This window comes from Aurantimonas coralicida DSM 14790 (assembly GCF_000421645.1).
Classification (GTDB): Bacteria; Pseudomonadota; Alphaproteobacteria; order Rhizobiales; family Rhizobiaceae; genus Aurantimonas; species Aurantimonas coralicida.
In genome coordinates, this window is the sequence record NZ_ATXK01000001.1 from 275740 (window position 1) to 294814 (window position 19075).

Annotated in this window: 12 protein-coding genes; 3 read left to right on the forward strand and 9 right to left on the reverse strand. The window is 70.0% G+C overall.

All coding sequences use genetic code 11. The annotated features are described in order from the left end of the window. Nucleotides 1-10: 10 nt before the first annotated feature. The 4 genes from pbpC to H536_RS0101365 form a co-directional block, all read right to left on the reverse strand. Nucleotides 11-2080, reverse strand: a complete 2070-nt coding sequence (gene pbpC / locus H536_RS0101350; protein ID WP_024348758.1) for a penicillin-binding protein 1C — start codon at nucleotides 2078-2080, stop codon at nucleotides 11-13. A 45-nt stretch (nucleotides 2081-2125) separates the two neighbouring features. After that, a complete protein-coding gene (locus H536_RS0101355; protein ID WP_024348759.1) occupies nucleotides 2126-7606 on the reverse strand; it encodes an alpha-2-macroglobulin family protein in 5481 nt (1826 codons plus the stop codon). Between the two features lie 117 nt (nucleotides 7607-7723). After that, nucleotides 7724-8377, reverse strand: coding sequence for an alpha/beta hydrolase (locus H536_RS0101360; protein WP_024348760.1), 654 nt, complete (start codon nucleotides 8375-8377; stop codon nucleotides 7724-7726). Further along, entirely contained in the window at nucleotides 8374-9342 is a 969-nt protein-coding gene (locus H536_RS0101365) for a ring-cleaving dioxygenase (protein ID WP_024348761.1), read from the reverse strand. Before H536_RS0101365 ends, H536_RS0101360 begins: the two co-directional genes overlap by 4 nt. Before the next feature lie 181 nt (nucleotides 9343-9523). Between H536_RS0101365 and H536_RS0101370 the strand changes: the two genes are divergently transcribed. Next, complete coding sequence (locus H536_RS0101370; protein ID WP_024348762.1) at nucleotides 9524-10195, forward strand: nucleoside triphosphate hydrolase; 672 nt, start codon at nucleotides 9524-9526, stop codon at nucleotides 10193-10195. 36 nt (nucleotides 10196-10231) lie between these two features. Here H536_RS0101370 and H536_RS0101375 read toward each other — a convergent pair whose 3' ends face one another. Continuing rightward, nucleotides 10232-10969, reverse strand: a complete 738-nt coding sequence (locus H536_RS0101375; RefSeq protein ID WP_024348763.1) for a YhfC family intramembrane metalloprotease — start codon at nucleotides 10967-10969, stop codon at nucleotides 10232-10234. A 172-nt stretch (nucleotides 10970-11141) separates the two neighbouring features. Between H536_RS0101375 and H536_RS0101380 the strand changes: the two genes are divergently transcribed. Together H536_RS0101380 and H536_RS0101385 are read left to right on the forward strand one after the other, a co-directional pair. Further along, a complete protein-coding gene (locus H536_RS0101380) occupies nucleotides 11142-12710 on the forward strand; it encodes a B12-binding domain-containing radical SAM protein (RefSeq protein WP_024348764.1) in 1569 nt (522 codons plus the stop codon). Beyond that, nucleotides 12707-13030 carry a hypothetical protein gene (locus tag H536_RS0101385; protein WP_024348765.1) on the forward strand — a complete coding sequence of 108 codons (324 nt, stop codon included), beginning with the start codon at nucleotides 12707-12709 and terminating at the stop codon, nucleotides 13028-13030. The genes H536_RS0101380 and H536_RS0101385 overlap by 4 nt, the downstream gene beginning before the upstream one ends. A gap of 123 nt (nucleotides 13031-13153) precedes the next feature. Here H536_RS0101385 and bla read toward each other — a convergent pair whose 3' ends face one another. From bla to cobN, 4 genes are all read right to left on the reverse strand, one after another. Then, nucleotides 13154-14053 (reverse strand): class A beta-lactamase, encoded by a 900-nt coding sequence (bla, locus tag H536_RS0101390; protein WP_029702535.1) that lies wholly within the window; start codon nucleotides 14051-14053, stop codon nucleotides 13154-13156. 128 nt (nucleotides 14054-14181) lie between these two features. Further along, nucleotides 14182-14820 carry a cob(I)yrinic acid a,c-diamide adenosyltransferase gene (gene cobO / locus H536_RS0101395; RefSeq protein ID WP_009208866.1) on the reverse strand — a complete coding sequence of 213 codons (639 nt, stop codon included), beginning with the start codon at nucleotides 14818-14820 and terminating at the stop codon, nucleotides 14182-14184. 1 nt (nucleotide 14821) lies between these two features. After that, the gene (locus H536_RS0101400; protein WP_024348767.1) at nucleotides 14822-15262 is read right to left on the reverse strand and encodes a GNAT family N-acetyltransferase; all 441 of its coding nucleotides are present in this window, start codon (nucleotides 15260-15262) and stop codon (nucleotides 14822-14824) included. Between the two features lie 21 nt (nucleotides 15263-15283). After that, entirely contained in the window at nucleotides 15284-19066 is a 3783-nt protein-coding gene (gene cobN, locus H536_RS0101405; protein WP_024348768.1) for a cobaltochelatase subunit CobN, read from the reverse strand. Nucleotides 19067-19075 lie beyond the last annotated feature (9 nt).

Consider the following 19075-nt stretch of genomic DNA (forward strand, 5'->3'; position numbering starts at 1 on the left):
AGGCCCGGCCTCAGTCGAGAAACACCCGCGAGCGCGCCGCGGCACCCATTGCATCCACCACCGAGATATCGACGAAGCCCGGCTCCATCGGCTGCCACCGCGCCTGCCGCTGCAGCGCGTCGCGGGCTACCGGCCGGCCGTCCACATACCAGGTGAAGGGCGGCTGGCCGTTCCTCACCTTCAGGAACAGCTCGCTGCCGGCGCCCGAGACGAGCCCCAGTTCCACCTTCGCCGCATCCGGCGGAAACACGATCTCCGGCTTCAGCCCGCTCTGGGCGAGGTCCGCGGCCCGGCCGACCCGGCGCATCGGCGGCGGCAGTCCGCCCCCGGCCGAGGCGAGAATGCCCGGCGGCGGACCGGCAAGCCGCGTCACCGGCCCGATCCGCGCAAACACGTCGCGCATCACCGGCACGGCGGAATCCTGCCCGACGAGCCCGGCCACCGGCGCCCCGTCCGGCCGTCCCAGCCACACGCCCACGACGTGCCGCCCGTCATAGCCGATGGTCCAGGCGTCGCGGTAGCCGTAGGAGGTGCCGGTCTTGAAGGCGATCTCGCCGGGTGAGCCCTTCGTGGTGGTCGAGGCGCCGGCGAGGATCGATGTCACGTACCACGCCGCCTGCGGCGCCAGGATGCGCTTGCCCATCACCGGCTCGCCGCTGCGCTCCACATGCAGCGGCATGGCGACGCCGCCATTGGCGAGCCCGCCATAGATCCGCACCAGATCCTCCAGCGTCAGCCCCAGCCCGCCGAGCCCGATGGCCAGCCCCGGCAGCGACCGGTCGCCGAGTTCCGGCGCAGCGCCCGCCCGCCGCATGCGATAGACCAGCCGCGACGGCCCGACCGCCCCGAGCAGTTCCACCGCCGGCAGGTTGCGCGACAATTGCAGCGCCCGCCGCGCCGTGATCACGCCTTCGAACTCCCGGTCGAAATTCTGCGGCGTATAGCCCGCGAAGCCGCCGGGTGAATCGTCGACGAGGCTTTCGGGATGGGCGATGCCGCGCTCGAAGGCGAGGCCGTAGATCAGCGGCTTCAGCGTCGAGCCCGGCGAGCGCGTCGCCCGGGTCAGATCGACGAAGCCCTGCCGCTCGCGGTCGAAGAGGTCGGGCGATCCGACCTGCGCCAGCACCTCCCCCGTCGCCGCATCCGCCACCAGAAGGGCAAGGCTCACCGGCTTCTTCAGGCCTTGCGCCTTCTGGCGCGCATAATTCTCCAGCCGCGCCTGCAGGGCCTTGTCGATGGTCAGGTCGATCCGCGCCGCCTCCGGCTTTGCCTGGTGCAGCCGGACCGAGGCATGGGCGGCCAGCATTGGCAGCGCCCGCCGGCCGGTCGGCATCGCCTCGCGCATGGCGCGCGCCGCCTCGCGGTCGCTGATCAGCTCCAACGTCGCCATCCGCGCGATCACCCGGTCCCGCGCCGCTTTGGCGCGGTCGGGATAGCGGTCCGGCCGATAGCGTTCGGGCGATTGCGGCAGCGCCACCAGCAGCGCGGCTTCCGCCGCCGTCAGCCGCTTCGGCTCCTTGCCGAAGAAGCTGAGCGCCGCTGCCCGCACGCCCTCCAGATTGCCGCCATAGGGGGCGAGCTGCAGATAGAGCGACAGGATTCCGGCCTTGGTCCGGCTGCGCTCCAGCGCAAGCGCGACGAGGATCTGCTCGGCCTTGGCGGCGAGACTGCCCGTCGGCAGGCGGCCCAGAAGCCGCGCCACCTGCATGGTCAGCGTCGAACCGCCGGACACGATCCGCCGCTCGGCCAGCGACTGCCACGCCGCCCGCACGAAGGCGACCGGATCGACGCCGCCGTGCTCGGCAAAGCGCTTGTCCTCCCAGGCGACCAGCATCTCCAGATAGCGCGGATCGACGTCGCCGGCCCCGGCGGCCAGCCGCCAGCGCCCGTCATCATTGGCAAAGGCCCGCAGCAACGCCCCGTCGCGGTCGCGCACCTCCACCCCGGTCGCCGGGGTCTCGATGGCGGCGATCCGCGCCGTCACCGCCCGCTCGAAGGCCGAATAGCCGGCGCCGAGGATCGCGATGGCCAGCAGTAGGCCGAGCAGCCCCAATTGCGCCAGACGGCGCCGCGCCGACATGGGATCAGTTCCCCGTCGCGAAGGCCCGGCGGATCGCGCCCGCCCTCACCGCAGCGGACCGATGACCGAGACGCTCGTCTCGTCGGTGCGCCCGCGCCGGCTTGGATCGTACATGTTCTGCACCAGCGCCGCCGGATGGACGAATTCGCCCGGCGAGACCGCCCGCACGATATAGGCAAAGCGCCTCGTGGCGGTGTCGCCGTCGCCCTGGTCCATGGCCGCCAGGAAGCGCTCGGCCCGGAACTCCGTATGCGCCGCCTCGCCGGTCAGCTGCAGCCAGTCCAGCGCCGCCACGTCGCCGCCGCGCAGGATCGCCGGATTGTCGATCTCGAAGCCCGCCGGCAGCGGGTCGTCGACCATCAGCCGTGCCGGTCCCGAATCGAGCGGCGTGACCTCCAGCACCGTGACCAGCCGCTCGCCCTGCCCGATGGCCGACGGATCGGCCGGGTCGCCGTCCAGCGTGTAATAGCGCCGGTCAATCGCATAGCCGTCCGATTGCGCCGCCGGCGCGAACTCGGGCACGCCGCGCAGGGTGATCTCGGCCCGCACCGGCTGTGCCGCGCGGTTGGCGATGTCCAGCCCGCCGCTGATGTCGGCCGCCGTGAAGGCCGCCGCATACGGTCCGTCCACGTCGCGCCCGGCCACCGTCAGCTTGGGCGGGCTACGGTCGAGCAGCGCATGCGCCGCCAGCAGCGACCAGGAATCCTCCTGCGTGCTGGTGAAGCGCTGGGTCCGCCGCGCATCGTTCACCTGCCGCACCAGCCCGTCGAAGGAGACCCCGTCGATCGCCGTCTCCAGTCCCAGCGTCAGGATCGCCGCATCGTCGCGCAGCGGCGTGCCGTAATCGCCGCGCTGCGAATTGAGCAGCGGCAAGCCGATGGCATCGTCGACCGCGGCGCGGAACACCCGCTTGGCCCGCACCCGGTCGCCATAGAGCGCCAGCGCCGCGCCGATCTGGGCCTTGGCGAGCGGCGTCCGGAAGTTCATCAGCTCGTTGTCGGCGTAATAGCGCAGGTCGCCGATCGCCGCCCGGCCGTTGCGGGCCAGCACGTAGCTCGCATAGGCCACCGGCCCGAAGTCCGGCGCGTCCGGCAGATAGGCGAGGCTGTTGCGCAGATTGTCGATGGCGAGATCGAAGCCTTCCTCCGGCACCTTGTAGCCGGCCTCGCGGGCCCGGGTCAGGAAGTCCGTCACATAGGCGTCGAGCCAGAGGTCGCCGTAATCGGGCCGCCACAGGCCGAAGCTGCCGCTGGACGACTGGTTGGCCAGGACGCCCGAGATGGCGCCGTCGACCCGCGTCTTCACGTCCTCGACGCGGTTCAGCCCGGCGGCCAGGATGGTCGGCTCCAGATAGACCAGCGGCATCGCCCGGCTGGTGATCTGCTCGGTGCAGCCATAGGGATAGACGTCGAGCGCCCGCACCACGCCGGCCACGTCGAACTCGGCCGCCCCGGTGACGCTCAGCGTCGCCGTCGCCGTGCCCGGCAGGAAGTCCGCGAACAGGCTGCGGTCGAAATCGAACTGCCCGCCATTCGCCGCCAGGGTCACGGCGCTCTTGTCGACGGTCTCCGGCGCGATCGAGCGCACCGGCAGCGTCACGCGCTTCGACAGGATGTCGCCATTCGGCAGCGTCAGCGCCACCTCCAGCGTGCCGTCGCCGACCGCCGCGCCTGTCACCGGCATCAGGAAGGTCTCGCGGCGGCCCTCCACCAGGTCGAAGCGTCGCGGCGCGGTGTCGTCGAAGGCGACGATCCCCTCCGCGCCCGACACCGCCAGGCTGGCCGCGCCGGTCGGCCCCTCGACATGGGTCACGTCGATGGCGATACGCGAGCGGTCGCCCGGCGCCAGGAAGCGCGGCTGGTTGACCGCAATCACCACCGGGTCGCGCACGATCATGGAAGCATTGGCCTCGCCCACCCCGGTCTTCGACCAGGCCAGCGCCATCAGTTTCAGCGTGCCGTTGAAGTCGGGAATGTCCAGCGGCACCGCCACGGTCCCGTCCGCGCCGACCGTCACCACGCCGGAGAACAGCGCGACCAGCGCCTCCATCGGCGGCGGGCTGTCGTAGCTCGCCCCGGCGTCGCCGCCCGAGCGCACGCTGCCGGGCGCGCCCTGCATCCGGTCGATCAGCTTGGAATAGAGGTCGCGAATGTCGACGCCGAGGCGCCGCTTGCCGAAATAATGCCCGCTCAGCGACGGCGGCTGGAAGCCGGTGATGTTGAGGATGCCCTCGTCCACCGCCGCCAAGGTCAAATAGGCGGTCTCACCCGCCGCGACGCCGTCGACCGACACCTCCACCGTCATCCGTTGCCGCGGCTCGGTCTTTTCCGGCGCCGCGATGGCGACCTGCAGGGCCCGTTCGCCCGGATCGACCTCGGCATGGGCCAGCCCGATCGCCCGGCCCGGCATCCGCTTCTGGTCGAGATCCATGGGCCGGTAGACGATCGCCGCGATATAGGCGCCCGGCCCCCAGTCGCGGGTGACCGGCAGTTCCACCGTGCCGCCATCGGCGTCGATCTCGGCGGTCTGCCGGGTGATCACGCGCTCGTCCATCACCAGCACTTCGGCGGTTCCGGCAAAGCGCGGCTCGATCCGCACGACGGCCGTATCGCCGATCCTGTAGCGCGGCTTGTCCAGCGACACCCGCGCCATGTCCGGCGTGTCGAGCGCGGCGGCCGCGACGTACCAGCCCGCCTCGAAGCCGGCGCTCGCCGGCACCGCTGCACCGGACGGATCGCTCAGCACCAGCTCGTATTCGCCCCATTCCACCGGCAGCGACAGGGCTGCTGGCCCCTCGGCCCCGATATCGACCGTGCCGCTGGCGACGCGCTCCGTGCTGCGGACCGGCTCGTAGTTCCAGTTGCCGCCCGTAGCGTACCACTGGAAGCGGGTGTTCACCTTGTTGAGGACCCAGTCGACGCCGGCCTGCGCCATGCGCGCGCCGTCGGCATCGATGGCGATCAGGTCGAAGCCGGCCTCCGCCCCCTCGCCCACCGTTCCGTCGAAGCGCGGCTTGATGCCGAGACGCGGCTTGGCGCCGGCCAGTGGCAGCTCCAGCCTGCGCTCCACCGGCCGACCGCCGGTGTCGATCACCCGCACCTGCAGGGCCGCGGTCACCGGCTTGGTGGTCGCCGGCGCGGTGAACGGGTCGAGCCCGATCGTCGCATCGCCCGCCTCGTCGGTCTGCCCGCCATTGAAGGGCTGGCGCAGCGCCGTCGTCTCGTCGCCGGCCAGCCCGAAGCGGTAGCCCGGATAGGCGCCGAGACGGTCGGTTGCCGTCAGCACCGCCTCGCCCCCGACCTCCAGCCCGCCGGCCGGGGCACCGAAGAGGTAGCGCGCCGCCACCGCGATCACCGGCGGCGCATCGGGATCGAGCGCCTCGGCCTGCGTCGTCAGCTCGAAATCGATCTTCTCCGGCTCGAAATCCTCGACGATCACCGTGGTCTCGGCCAAGGCCGGCTGCTTGGGATTGGTATGGAGGGCCACCTTCCAGACGCCGCGCATGGCGCCCGCCGGCAGGTCGAGGCCGAAGGCGAAACCGCCGGCACCCGCATCGGCCACCTGTCGCCGCCGATGCTCGACGCCGTCGGGCCGGGTGACGATCTGGGTCATGGTCAGGCCCTCGACCGCCGCGCCCGTGGCGTCGCGCATCGTGCCGGTGAAGAAGGCCGTCTCGCCGGTGCGGTAGATGCCGCGCTCGGAGGTCAGGAACACGTCCAGCGGCCCGGCCGGCGCCCGGCCGTCCACGCCGCGATCGGTCAGGTCGAAGGGCGTCTGGGTGAGGTCAAGGAAGACGAAGTCCTTCGCCGCCCGCGCCGCCGTCAGAAGCGCCGGACGGTCGCCGCCGGTGCCGCGCAGCAGGCCCGCCGGCAGCCGCGCATGGCCGGCCGCGTCGGTCGTCGCCGTGCCGAGAACCTGGTTGTTGGCGGCCACGAGATCGAGCGTGATCCCGGCCATCGGATCGGCGCTGCCCAGCGAGCGGGCGAAGACGTGGAAGCCGTCCTCGGCGGCCAGGCTGGTCAGCCCGATATCGCTGACGACGAACCACTGGGTGGCGAAGCTGTCCTGGTAGCGCAGGCCGTTCTTCGCCTTGGCGGTCAGCACATAGACCCCGGGCTCGATCTCCGGCACGATCTCGGATACCGGGATCGCCGTCGTCACTTCGCTGTTGATCTCGCGCACCACGCCGACCGTGCCGGTCCACACGTCCTCGCCGGCCTCGGTTGCCACCTCGGTGATCTGCCACTCGGACAATTGCTGCAACAGCCGCCCGTCGGCGATCGCCCGCGACAGGGCGCGGTCGCCGATGCGCTGCAGCCGCGCCTCGATCTCGTCGGTGTTGATCGTCGTCACCGGGATCGTCGCCTCGCCGCCGGCCGGCAGCACATAGGCATTGGTGGCAAACCGCACCGAGGGGTCGCGGTCGCGCACATAGACGCTCACCTCCGCCGAGCGCGACAGGGTCTCGCCATCGACGGAGCGGATGCCGGGACGCGCGACGATGCGGTAGCGCTCGCCGTGCTTGACGCCATCGATGCAGATCTGCGATCCGCTCGCCGTCACCGGCAGGGTCTCGCCGCCCTCCACCTGCACGAAGTCGCCGGCATTCTCCGAACCGGTGAGATGGCTCGACAGCGCGTCCGAGAAGTTCAGGCAGATGCGCGGGCTGGCCGCGTTGTTGTCGACGCTGTTGTCGACGATGCGGAAACCGTGCGCGGCCACGACCGCGTCGAGACTGGCGCGAACATCCGCCATCTCCGCCAGATCAAGGCTTTCGCGATAGGCCTTGATCGCCCGCTTCCAGTTCTGGGCCGCCTCGTAGGCGCGGGCCAGCGTCGCCAGTGCGGCGGCGCGTTCGTCGTCTTGGCCGGCGGTCAGATAGGCGTTGATCGCACCCGCCTCGCGCAGCCGGTTGTTGGCGGGCTGCTCGCCATATTGCTCGGGCGTATAGGCGAGCGCCGCATCGGCGATGCCCTGCCAGGCGAAATGCGCCAGCGGCGCGCGCTTCAGCGCTTCCCGCCATGCCCGGATCGCCTGCGGATGGGTCAGCGCCGTCCGCGCAAGGCCGGAAATCTCCAGCGCACTCGCATCGCCGAACCGGATGCTGCGGTCCTCATTGGCGATTTCCAGCCGCAACTGCCTGGCATCGTCCAGCGTCGCGGCCGGCAGAAACGCCAAATCCGCCATGCGCGCCTCGACGCTGTCGGCGTCGATCCCGGCCTCGGCCACCACCTTGCCGGAAATCGCCCCTGCCACCGTCCGCAATTCGCCCACCGCCTCCTTCAGAAAGCACCAGCGGCTGTTGGTATTGAGGGTGAAGGCCTGGCAGCGGTCGTCGGCGAGACAGGTCGCGGTGCACTGGTCGAGATCGACATCCTTGAGGATGTCGTAGTCGCGGCCGAAATAATCAGCGCCCTCGGTGGTGATCACCCGGCGCCCGTCTTGCGCAAGGGAAGGCGCCGCGGCCTGCCCCGAAAACAGCAGTGCGACCGCCAAAACGAAGAAGAGCCTGCCGAAACCGCGCATCGAATGCTTCTCCCCGGCGGACTTCCGCCGGGTTCATCCTATGCCGAAGCTTTAACTCGCACCAGTGGATTCCGGCGGGACGTCCAATGGCGACGCCCCGCCGGAATCAGGCCCGTTTCAGCCCGCCAGCCCCTGCAGAAGGGCCCGCGCCCGGCCGATCTCGTCCATGTTGATCGTATGGCCGGGCTCCGGATAGAGCACCGCGGTCACCGCGGCGCCGCGGGCTTCGTAATGCGCGGCGGTCTCACGCACCCGCACGGCCGGAATGAACGGATCGCGCTCGCTGCAGCCGATGAACACCGGCAGGCCATCGAGCCGGCCCGTCTCTTCGCGCCCTTCCACCGACGGCCCGATCAGGCCGCCGCTGAAGCCGAGCACGGCCGCGACGCGGCCCGGATGGCGCGCGGCGAATTCCAGCGACAGGCAGGCGCCCTGCGAGAAGCCGGCGATCACCACCTTGTCCGCGCCGATGCCGGCCGCGTCGAGATCGGCGAGGATCGCCGCGATCCGGTCCAGCGCGGCGCTCAGATCCGGCTCGTTGGCGTCGAGCGGCTCCATGAAGGGGCGCGGATACCACGCCCCGCCGCGGGCCTGCGGCGCCAGATAGGCGATGTCGCCGAGGCCGATCGCTCCGGCAATGCCCAGGATGTCCGCCGCCGTCGCGCCGCGCCCGTGCAGGCAGACGACGACCCGGCGGGCGCTTTCCAGCGGCGCCCCGGCATGGCCGAGATGATGGCGGGCCAGAAGCGCGTTCGAATCCTCGGGGGTCATGTCCTGTCCTTTCCCTGGCGGTCGAGCGGCTTCAGGCCGGCTTCGATCTGCGCGCGCTTGGCCTCCAGGAAGGGCGGCAGCGACAGGCTCTGGCCAAGGCTTTCCATCGGCTCGTCGACGGCAAAGCCCGGCCCGTCCGTGGCGATCTCGAAGAGCACCCCGTTCGGCTCGCGGAAATACAGCGAGCGGAAATAGTATCGCTCCACCTCGCCGCTCGACGGCACGCGGAAGCCGCGCACCCGCTCGGTCCAGGCGTGCAGTTCCTCAACGTCGGCCGCGCGGAACGCCACGTGATGCACGCCGCCCGCACCCTGCCCGGCCGCCGGTAGCGACGGGTCCACCGCCACGTGCAGTTCGGCCGCCGGGCCGCCCTCGCCCATCTCGAACACATGCACGCTTGCACCGTCCGCCTCATAGGTGCGGACTTCGCGCATGTTCATCACCTCTGTCAGCACCGGCGCGGTCCGGGCGAGATCCGGCACAGCCATGGTGATCGGGCCGAGGCCGCGGATCTGATGCTCGGCCGGCACGCTGCTCGCGTCCCAGGGATTGGCCTCGCCGGCGCCCCCGTCGTCGATCAGCCGCAGCCGCTGGCCTTCGGGGTCCTCGAAGTCGAGCGAGGCGCGGCCATCCAGTTCCACGATCTCGCCGGTCGCAACACCGGCCTCGGTCAGCCGCGCATGCCAGTAGTCGAGGCTGGCGCGGCCGGCGACCCGCAGGCCGGTCCGCGAGACCGCATGGTTGCCGCGGGTCTCGGGCTGGGCCGGCCAGTCGAAGAAGGTGATGTCGGTGCCCGGCGTCGCCTTTCCGTCGGCGTAGAACAGATGATAGGCGCTGGTGTCGTCCTGGTTGACCGTCTTCTTGACCAGTCGCAGGCCCAGGACTTCCGTGTAGAAGCGGAGATTGCCGGGCGCATCGGCCGTGATGGCGGTCAGATGATGAATGCCTTTGAGGGCAAGGGTCATGGTATCGCTCCGTTGCACGAGGTCGCTTGGCGCAAGATAAGCGGCCTTGGCCTCGCAATTGGAAGGGCGCCGTTCGTGACGAATCGTTTCTCTTTGTTGAACGGCCGTCGTTCGGATGCGAACAGTGCCCTGTCGTCCACCCGGTCCTCCCGCACCGTTTTCCCTGTTCCCGGAGGCTCCCATGCCCATGACCGACCTGGATCCCATCCTCGACGCCATCGCCGCGCGCCGGGGCACCGAGTCCCGGCGCCTCATCGTTGCGCTGGCCGGGGCGCCCGGCTCCGGCAAGAGCACCATGGTCGAGCATCTGCGCGACCGGTTGAATGATGCGTCGCCGCCGGCCGCCGCGACCGGCACCGCCGCGCCGGGGATCGCCGACATCCTGCCGATGGACGGCTTCCACTATGACGACCTCGTGCTGGACGCGCGCGGCCATCGCCCCCGCAAGGGCGCACCGCACACCTTCGACGTCGACGGGCTGACCGTCACCCTCGACCGGCTGAAGGCCGATGACGGTCGCGCCGTCGCCGTGCCGGTCTTTGACCGCGCCATCGAGATCGCCCGCGCCGGTGCCCGCATCATCGCGCCCTCGGCCCGCATCATCCTTGTCGAGGGCAATTATTTGCTTCTGGACGACCCGGCCTGGGCGCCGCTACGCGACCGCTTCGACCTGACGGTGATGCTCGCCGTCCCCGAGCCGGTCCTGCGCCGCCGGCTGAAGGACCGCTGGCTCGGCCACGGCCTGACCACCGACGCCCTCGTCACCAAGCTCGACGGCAACGATCTGCCCAACATGCGGCTGGTGCTGGAGCGCAGCGTGCCGGCGGACCTGACGGTGGTGAATGACGGCTGAGGCCGTGCGGGAGACCGGCGTTCTGCCGGCTGCAAGTCAGCCGCCGGTCAGGCGCAGCGCCAGATAGACCCAGCCCGCCAGGGCCGCGCCGGAAATCGCAAGGTAGAAGGCCCGGCAGATCCGCGGCTCGAACCAGTCCCAGTCGCGGCCGGCGCCATAGGTCGCCGCCCCGTCGACCAGCGCGAACAGACCGAGCGCCACCAGCGCCGGAGCCCATTCCCGGGCGATCATCGCGTCGAACACCGCAATGCGCGTCATCACGTGAAGCGCCGTCGCATCGATCCGCTCGATGGCGCCCATATAGGCGACCCACAGCGAGCGGCGGGCGCCCGCCAGCCAGCGGGCCAGCTTGTCCGGATCGGGGTGGCGATAATCCTCGATCGTCCCCGTCACGAGGATGAAGACGATCTCGAAGCCGGCCGCGCCCAAACCGCAGATCGCCGCGACCTCCAGTTGCAGCGGCAGCCAGCCGGAAGAAGCGATCGCGGCCAGGACGCCGAGTTCCGCAAGGCCCGAGGCCAGCCCCCAGAGCCCGGCCCCGGCGACGCCCGCCTTCATCAGGCGCCGCGCGAACCGCACCCGCGCCAGGAGCAGCTTGCCCGCGACGGCGAGCCCCCACGCCGCGCCCCCGATGGCGTAATAGGCCAGATCGCCGGGCCGCACGGCTGCCAGCCAGACCACGGGCCCCAGCGTCAGCACCGCGAGCACGGCCAGCGACACCCGGTGATGCAGATGCGGCGATGCGACGATGTCTGGCTGCTGCGGACCGGTCATGGCTCCCCTTGCGTCAGATATCGCGCCATGCGCCTTCCATCTTAGGTTGAATTGCTGTAGATTGCCATCCTGGGTTGATCTTACCCAGTATAACCCCTGCCGGTTGCAGGCTCGCGTCTGGCGAGCGGCCCCGCAGGGACCGTTCCGTCGATGCCGAATACGGGAGACCGTCATGCGGGTTGTTCTCTGTGCGCCCCCGATCATGGATCGGTTCGAGGACACGCTGGAATCCATCGCGATGGATGCCCATCGCGAATGTCCGCCCTATGGCATGTATCTCCTGCGCGCCGCCCTGCTTCAGGCCGGCCATCACGTCGATTTCGCCGATCTGATCGCGCTGGGCACCAGTTCGCTCCAGGGCTTTTCGGCCGAGATCGACCGCGCCGATCTCGTCGGCATCGGCGCCACCTCCATGTCCTGGCCCACCGCCATCGAGGTGCTGAAGCAGATCCGCCGTCGGCGGCCCGACGTCCCGGTCGTCGTCGGCGGCATCCACCCGACCATGTTCGACCAGTATGTGCTGTCGGCCTTCCCGGTCCAGTTCGTCGTGCGCGGTGAAGGCGAAGCCGCCATCGTCGCTCTGGCCAACGCGCTGGAGGGCTCCCGCGATTTCCACGAGGTACCGAACCTCTCCTGGAAGACCGACGACGGCGTCGTCGTGCGCAACAGCATCGAGAAGCTGATCCGCAAGGACGAACTCACCGATTTTCCGGTGCCCGATTACGGCGACCTGCCCGACCGGGTCTATCAGGCCCTGTCGATCGAATCCTCGCGCGGCTGCGTCTTCGACTGCTCGTTCTGCTCGACCTCCTACCGGCGCACCTGGCGCGGCATCCAGCCCGAGGAATTCGTCGACCGGCTGGAGATGATCCTGCCGCATGTGCCGCGCACAAGCGCCGGCCATATCCACATCATCGACGACGAGTTCTCGATGAACGTCAAGCGCGCCACCCGCATCGCCCAGATCATCAGCCAGCGCGGGCTCGACGCCGGCCTGGTCTACGATTCCCGCGCCAACGACATCTGCGACGAGGCCTATGTCGAGGCGATGGCGCCCCATACGGTGCAGTTCCTGGTCGGCGCCGAATGCGGCTATGACGAGGGCCTGGCGCTGATCGGCAAGGGCACCACCTGCGCCAAGCTGGAAGAGGCCGCCCGCATCCTGCGCAAGTTCGGCATCGCCGACCGGGCCGACTTCTCCTTCGTCCTCGGCCTGCCCTGGGAGGGCCGCGCCGAGGTCGAGCGCACCATCGCCTTCGCCACCCATCTCCATGCCACCTACGGGGTGCGCGTCCTCCTGCAATGGTACTGCCAGATCCCCGGCTCGCGCCTGTGGGACGAGGCGGCGCGCAACGGCCTCGTCACCGAGGCGATGTATGACGAGTTCGGCTTCTTCTCGAACTACTATCTGTTCCAGTCGGGCGTGAAGATCCCCACCGCCGACATCTATGCGATCTCGGACAAGGTCGCCGCGGTGCGCACCGTCTCGCAGGCCGTCTACAAGGGCCGCAACATGATCGAATATGCCTTTCCCGAGCCGGTCGCGAAGTATTTTCCGCGGATCCTCGAGACCTTCCAGCAGAATGGGCTGGCGAGCCTGCGCCAAGTCGCCGGCCCCGGATCGCAGGCGGCACGCCGCGAGATCCCGGTCGAGCCCCCGAAACCGGCCCCGCCGGGCGAACGGATCGGCATTCCCCTGCGACATTTCCACGGCGTCCACGACAAGGGAGCAGTGACATGACCGACCTGCAGAAGGGCGAAGACACCTATGTGAAGGCCCTGCAACAGATCTTCACCGACCCGGAAGTCCGCAAGGCCCTGGAGGCCGAGCCCGAAGCCACGATGGAAAGGCTCGGCTTCGATCTCGACGACGAGGCGCGGGCCACCCTGCGCGCCAACGACCAGCCCGAACTCGCCGTGGCCGCCGTCCCGGCGGTTCTGGTGAGGGTCGCCACCAACGGCACCCGGCCGGCCGTCCGCGTCGCGGTCTCCAGCTCGACCTTCGCCGCCACCCGTGGCCGCGCCGCCGAGCTCGATGCCGAGCGCGACCGCAGCAGGTAGGCCGGCCCAGCCATCGCTGCGCCGGCCCCACCCGCCTGCCGCCACGGGCGCCGGCACCTCCCGGAGGCGTCGGCGCAGCGACGTCAGGCGACGAGCCCGGATCGACTGCCGGCCGCAGCCCTCTTAACGCGCCGCGATTACCGGGACGATGGCTGCGCCGATCTCGGCGACCGCGGCATTGCGCGTGCTGAAATCCGCCGGCGAGTCGGACAGATAGATCGCCACGAACACCGGCGCGCGCCCCGGCGGGGTGATCATCGCCACGAGATTGCGCGTATGGGTCCGTCCGCCGCCTGACTTGTCGACGACCTCCCAGTCCCTGGGCGTACTCGCGCGGATCAGCTTGCCGGTCACGCCGCCAAGGCGCATCCATTCGCGCAGTTGCTGGCGTGAATCCGGGCGCAATCCGTCACCGACCAGCATGCTCTCCCAGCTCGTCGCCATGGCTTTCGGGCTGGTCGTGTCGCGCGGATCGCCGGGGGCGAAGATGTTGAGATCGGGCTCGGTCCGGTCGAGCCGGGTCACGCCGTCGCCGATGCCGCGCAGGAAGGCGGTCACGGCCTGCGGACCGCCGAGCCTGGCGAGAAGCAGGTTGGCGGCTGTGTTGTCGCTCATGTCCGTCGTCGCCAGGCAGAGTTCGCCGATCGTCATCGTGCCGCCCTGGCGCGTCTCGGTCACCGGGGCATAGCTGAGAATGTCCGCGGCCCGGATCTCCACCGGCTCGTCGAGCGCCAGTGCGCCCTGTTCGGCCTGCTCCAGCACCGCCCCGCACAGAACCGACTTGAAGGTGCTGGCCATCAGGAACCGCTCGTCTTCGCGGTGCCCCCACTGCCAGTCGCTGCCGCTGTCGCGGATGAAGACGCCGATGCGGGCGTCCAGCCGCTCCTCCAGCCCCCGCACCGTCTCCGCCAGGCGCGCCGTGGCGTCCTCGGCCTGCGCCTGAGGCCCTGCCCACAGCGCGGCCACGACCACGACAGCCGACAGGACCGATCGGCGCGACACCATCCGGCAAAAGCTTTTCATCTTCATCCCCCACGCAATAGCCGGTTGCCTCTGCAACCGTTGGAAGGGGGCGATCATGTCGCGCCTCGTGTCGAAATGGAGGCGAAACGCGGCGCTCGTGAGCGCCATCCACAGCCCGGCGAATGACCCTAGAACTCGATCCCCAACTGCGCCTTCACGCCCGAGCGGAACGGGTGCTTGATCATTTCCATCTCGGTGACGAGATCGGCGAAGTCGATCAGCTCGTCCTTGGCGTTCCGACCGGTGATGACGACATGCTTCATCTCCGGCTTGCCCTTCAGGAATTCGATCACCTCGGCAAGATCGAGATAGTCGTAGCGCAGGACGATGTTCAGCTCGTCGAGCAGCACCAGCTTGTGCTCGTCGTCCATGATCAGCGCCTTGGCCCGCTCCCAGGCGGCCTTCGCCGCGGCGATGTCGCGCTGCCGGTCCTGGGTCTCCCAGGTGAAGCCGTCGCCCATGGCGGTCATCGTCACCTGGTCGGGGAACTTCTCCAGCACCTTGCGCTCGCCGGTCTCCCACTTGCCCTTCACGAACTGCACGACGGCGACCTTCATGCCGTTGCCCAGAGCCCGGAAGACCAGGCCGAAGCCGGCCGTCGACTTGCCCTTGCCCTTGCCCGTATGGACGATGACGAGACCCTTCTCGATCGTCTTGGTGGCGATGATCTTGTCACGCGCCGCCTTCTTCTTCTTCATCTTCTCGGCGTGCCGGGCGTCGAGCTCGGCGTCCGACATGCCGTCGGTGATCTTGGGTTTGTCGTTCATGTCAGGCCTCCCCTGCGGTCTGTGTCTGGTCGCCGAAGATCTTGGCGTAGAAGATGCGTTCCTCGCCCTCCGGATAGTCCGGCAGCCGGCCGAATGGGCGATAGCCCATGGCCTCGTAGAAGCCGGGCGACTGGAACGAATAGGTGTCGACCCAGACGCCGCGCAGCGTCTCCTCGCGCGCGATCGCCTCGGCACGTTCGACCAGCCGCCGGCCCAGCCCCGCGCCGCGATGGCGCTCGGGCACCGCCAGCACCTCGATATGCAGCCAGTTCCAGTAGATCTGGGCGATCAGCCCGCCGTCGATACCCGCCGCGTCGCTCAAAGCCAGCGTCAGGAAGCGCGGCGACATGGCAAAGTCGGTGCGCGTCGCCAGTTCCGCCAGCGGCGCCACGATGCGGCTGCGCGTCTCGTCGTCGGCCATCTCCACTTGGCGGATGTCCATGCGCGCGCCTCCTGCGGTCCGTCATCCGGCACCCAGCTCCGCCCGTGCGGAATTCGAGCGCGGTATCCATAGGCCCCGGTCGATCGCCTCGGCAAGCTTGTCGCACATCTCGCGATAGGCGTTCGCATTGTTGTCGAGCATGAAGTCCCGCACCGGCTCGTCCACCACGAAGGCCCGGTAGACGGCCTCGAAATGATGGTCGCGCACCGCACCCGTGGTCGCCGAGAAGGCGAAGAGATAGTCCACCGTCGCGGCGATCTCGAAGGCGCCCTTGTAGCCATGGCGCATGACGCCGGCGATCCATTTCGGATTGACCACCCTGGCGCGCACCACCCGGCCGATCTCCTCGTCCAGCGTGCGCACCACCGGCCGCTCGGGCCGCGAATGATCATTGTGATAGACCACCGGCCGGTCGCCCGAGACCTGCTCGACCGCCGCCGTCATGCCGCCCTCGAACTGGTAGTAATCGTCAGAATCCAGAAGGTCGTGCTCGCGGTTGTCCTGGTTCTGGACCACCGCCTCGATCCCCGACAGCCGCTGTTCGAAGCCGGCCCGGTCCGCCTCGCCCGCGGCATCCGCCCCGTAGGCATAGGAGCCCCAGACGATATAGCTCTCGGCCAGATCCGCCCGGTCGTCCCAGCCCTTCTCGTCGATCAGCGCCTGCAGTCCCGCGCCGTAGGCGCCGGGCTTGGAGCCGAAGATGCGAAAGCCCGACCGCCGCGAAGCCTCGGCCTCATCGACACCGTCGGCCATGAGCGCCTGCCGCTCGGCCCGCATCCGCGCCGCGATCGGATTGTCAGCCGCCTCTTCCTCCAGCGCGCCGACCGCCCGGATCGCCCGGTCGAACAGCGCGATCTGGTCGGGAAAGGCGTCGCGGAAGAAGCCCGAGATGCGCAAGGTCACGTCGACCCGCGGCCGGCCGAGCTCGGCCAGCGTCACGATGGCGTAGCCGGTGACCCGCCGCGAGGCCCGGTCCCAGACCGGCCGGGCGCCGATCAGCGCCAGCGCCTGGGCGATGTCGTCGCCGCCGGTGCGCATGTTGGAGGTGCCCCAGGCCGTCAGCCCGATCGAGCGCGGCCAGTCGCCCTCGTCCTGCAGATGCCGCGTCACCAGGAGCTCCGCCGAGCGTCGGCCGAGATCGTAGGCCGCCTCGGTCGGCACGGCGCGGGTGTCGACGGAAAAGAAGTTGCGCCCGGTCGGCAGCACGTCCGGGCGCCCCCGCGTCGGTGCGCCCGACGGTCCCGGTGCGACAAAGCGGCCGGCAAGCCCGGCCAGAAGGCCGGCGATCTCGGCCGGGCCCGATCCCGTCACCGCCGGCGCCAGCCGCGTCTCGACCTCGGTCAGCACCGCCCGCGTCGCCGTCCAGCCCGGCTCCGCCGCCGTCTCGCCGGTCACGAGCCGCGCCGCCAGCCATTCGATCCGCTCCACCGTATCGCCGGCCGTACGCCATGCGTCGGCCGACAGGTTCTGGAGCACGTCGGGCCGCGCCGCGGTCCATGGGGCCGCCATGTCGCAATCCAGCGGATCGAAGCCGCCCGTCTCCACGCCATCGCTCGCCAGCAGATCGGCCGCGATCGCCCGGTGCAGCGAGCCGTCGCCCGGCGCACTGCCGCGCGGCAGCCGGGCCAGCGCCACGGTCAGATCAGTCAGCAGCCGGCCTTCCGGCGCAACGCCGAAGACATGCAGCCCGTCGCGGATCTGCATCTCCTTCAGGTCGCACAGATAGGCGTCGAGCTTTTCCAGCGCCGTATCCTCGGCTTCACCCGCCGCGATGCCGGCATCCTGGTCGAGACCGATGTCGCGGACGAGGTCGAGGATCTGGCCCTTCAGCAGTTCCAGCCGCCGCGGGTCGCTGCCTGCCGCCTCGTAATATTCGTCGACCAGCGCCTCCAGATCGCGCAGCGGCCCGTAGCTTTCGGCCCGCGTCAGCGGCGGCGTCAGATGATCGATGATCACCGCGCTCGTGCGGCGCTTGGCCTGAGTGCCCTCGCCCGGATCGTTGACGATGAAGGGGTAGAGATGCGGCAGCGCCCCGAACACCGCCTCGGGGAAACAGGCCTTGGACAACGCAAGCGCCTTGCCCGGCAGCCATTCCAGATTGCCGTGCTTGCCCATGTGGATCACCGCGTCGGCATCGTATTGCGTCCGCAGGAAGGCGTAGAGCGCCAGGTAATTGTGCGGCGGCACGAGGTCCGGCGAGTGGTAGGTCTCCTTCGGGTCGATATTGTAACCGCGCGCCGGCTGGATTCCGACCAGCGTCTCGCCGAACCGTGCCAGCGGCAGGGCAAACGCGTCCCGATCGGCCAGGAAGAACGGATCGGCCTCCGGCGCGCCCCAACGCCCCGTCACCGCCGCCTGCACCGCCTCCGGCAGACCGTCGAAGAACGCCCGATAGGCCTCGAACGCCAGCGTCTCGCGGATCTCCCGCGCCGCCGTCCCGGCATTGGTCGGACCGGCCATCAGATGGTCGATCAGCCCGTTGCCCGTCGTCGGCACGTCGGCGACGTCGTAACCCGCCGCCGCCATGGCGTTGAGGACGGTGATGGTCCCGGCCGGCGTGTCCAGGCCGACGCCGTTGCCGAGCCGCCCGTCCCGGTTGGGGTAGTTCGCCAGGAGGATCGCCACCCGCCGCGCTTTCGCGGGCTTTGTCCGCAGCCGGCACCAGCGCGCCGCCAGTTCGGCGACGAAATCCACCCGGTCCGGCAGCGAACGATGCGCCACGATGTCCGTCTGGGTGAGCGCATCCCAGTCGCCCGCCGACTTGAAGGCGATGGCCCGGCCAAGCACCCGCCCGTCCACTTCCGGCAGGGCGACATTCATCGCCAGATCGCGCGCCGAGAGCCCCTGCGACGACGTCTCCCAAGCCTCGCGCGGGCCGCTCGCCAGCACCGCCTGCAGGACGACGGCCCCGCCTTCCTCCAGCACCGTCGGCACCCGCTCGCCGCCGGGCGACGAGACCGCGAAGCCGGTCAGATTGACGACGACATCCGGCGCCCGCTCGGCAAACAGCGCCCGCAAGGTCTCGATCGACACCGGGTCCTTGAGGCTGGAGACATAGACCGGCAGGACGTCGAGCCCCTGCCGCGCCATCGCCCTCGCCAGCGCCTCGACGGGCTCGGTCTGGCCGCTCTGCATCAGCGCCCGGTAGAAGACGATCGCCGCCAGCGGCCGCGCCGCCGGCGTCGCCACTGTTTCGCCGGGAGCATCCGGGTGCAGTGCCGGAGCGGCAGCCGGCCGCGACGCGTCGGCCGCGACGCCTGCCAGTTCCAGCCTGCCCGCCTTCAGCAGCGGCTGCGCCTCCGGCGGCCAGTCCCCGTCCGACAGGATCGCGCCCAGCGCCTGCAGGAAATTCTCCGCATTCGCCGGCCCGCCCTCGACGAGATTGCGCCACAGCCGGTCGCGCTGCCCCTCTCCAAGCGTGTTGTAGCGGTCGAGGCCCGGATCCGGCTTGTCGTCGCCGGGCACCACGACCAGATGGCCGCCCGTCGCCTGGGCATTGGCCAGCAGCGCGTCCAGCCCGTAGGGCCAGTAGGCCGCACCGCCGAGTATGCGCACCACCACCAGCTTTGCGTGGCGAAGCGTCCGGGCGACATAGGCGTCGACCGACATCGGATGCTTCAGCCGCAGGAAATTCGCCAGCCGCAGCGACGGGGCAGCCGCGCCCAGCCGCCCGGCGGCCCCGGCCAGGCCGGCGATCTCCGTGTCGGCGGCCGACAAAACGACGATGTCGGCCGCCGTCTGGCCGAGATCGACCGCCTCGCCGCCATCGTCGATCGTGCCTTTCTGGGCAAGAAGAAGATGCACGACGCTGTG

What these genes read in the sequence shown, in the direction of transcription:
- H536_RS0101365 (WP_024348761.1), bottom strand. Translation starts at nt 9,342, where the DNA reads ATGACCCTTGCCCTCAAAGGCATTCATCATCTGACCGCCATCACGGCC.
- H536_RS0101400 (WP_024348767.1), bottom strand. Translation starts at nt 15,262, where the DNA reads ATGGACATCCGCCAAGTGGAGATGGCCGACGACGAGACGCGCAGCCGC.
- bla (WP_029702535.1), bottom strand. Translation starts at nt 14,053, where the DNA reads ATGAAAAGCTTTTGCCGGATGGTGTCGCGCCGATCGGTCCTGTCGGCT.
- pbpC (WP_024348758.1), bottom strand. Translation starts at nt 2,080, where the DNA reads ATGTCGGCGCGGCGCCGTCTGGCGCAATTGGGGCTGCTCGGCCTACTG.
- H536_RS0101375 (WP_024348763.1), bottom strand. Translation starts at nt 10,969, where the DNA reads ATGACCGGTCCGCAGCAGCCAGACATCGTCGCATCGCCGCATCTGCAT.
- H536_RS0101370 (WP_024348762.1), top strand. Translation starts at nt 9,524, where the DNA reads ATGCCCATGACCGACCTGGATCCCATCCTCGACGCCATCGCCGCGCGC.
- H536_RS0101380 (WP_024348764.1), top strand. Translation starts at nt 11,142, where the DNA reads ATGCGGGTTGTTCTCTGTGCGCCCCCGATCATGGATCGGTTCGAGGAC.
- H536_RS0101385 (WP_024348765.1), top strand. Translation starts at nt 12,707, where the DNA reads ATGACCGACCTGCAGAAGGGCGAAGACACCTATGTGAAGGCCCTGCAA.
- H536_RS0101360 (WP_024348760.1), bottom strand. Translation starts at nt 8,377, where the DNA reads ATGACCCCCGAGGATTCGAACGCGCTTCTGGCCCGCCATCATCTCGGC.
- cobO (WP_009208866.1), bottom strand. Translation starts at nt 14,820, where the DNA reads ATGAACGACAAACCCAAGATCACCGACGGCATGTCGGACGCCGAGCTC.
- H536_RS0101355 (WP_024348759.1), bottom strand. Translation starts at nt 7,606, where the DNA reads ATGCGCGGTTTCGGCAGGCTCTTCTTCGTTTTGGCGGTCGCACTGCTG.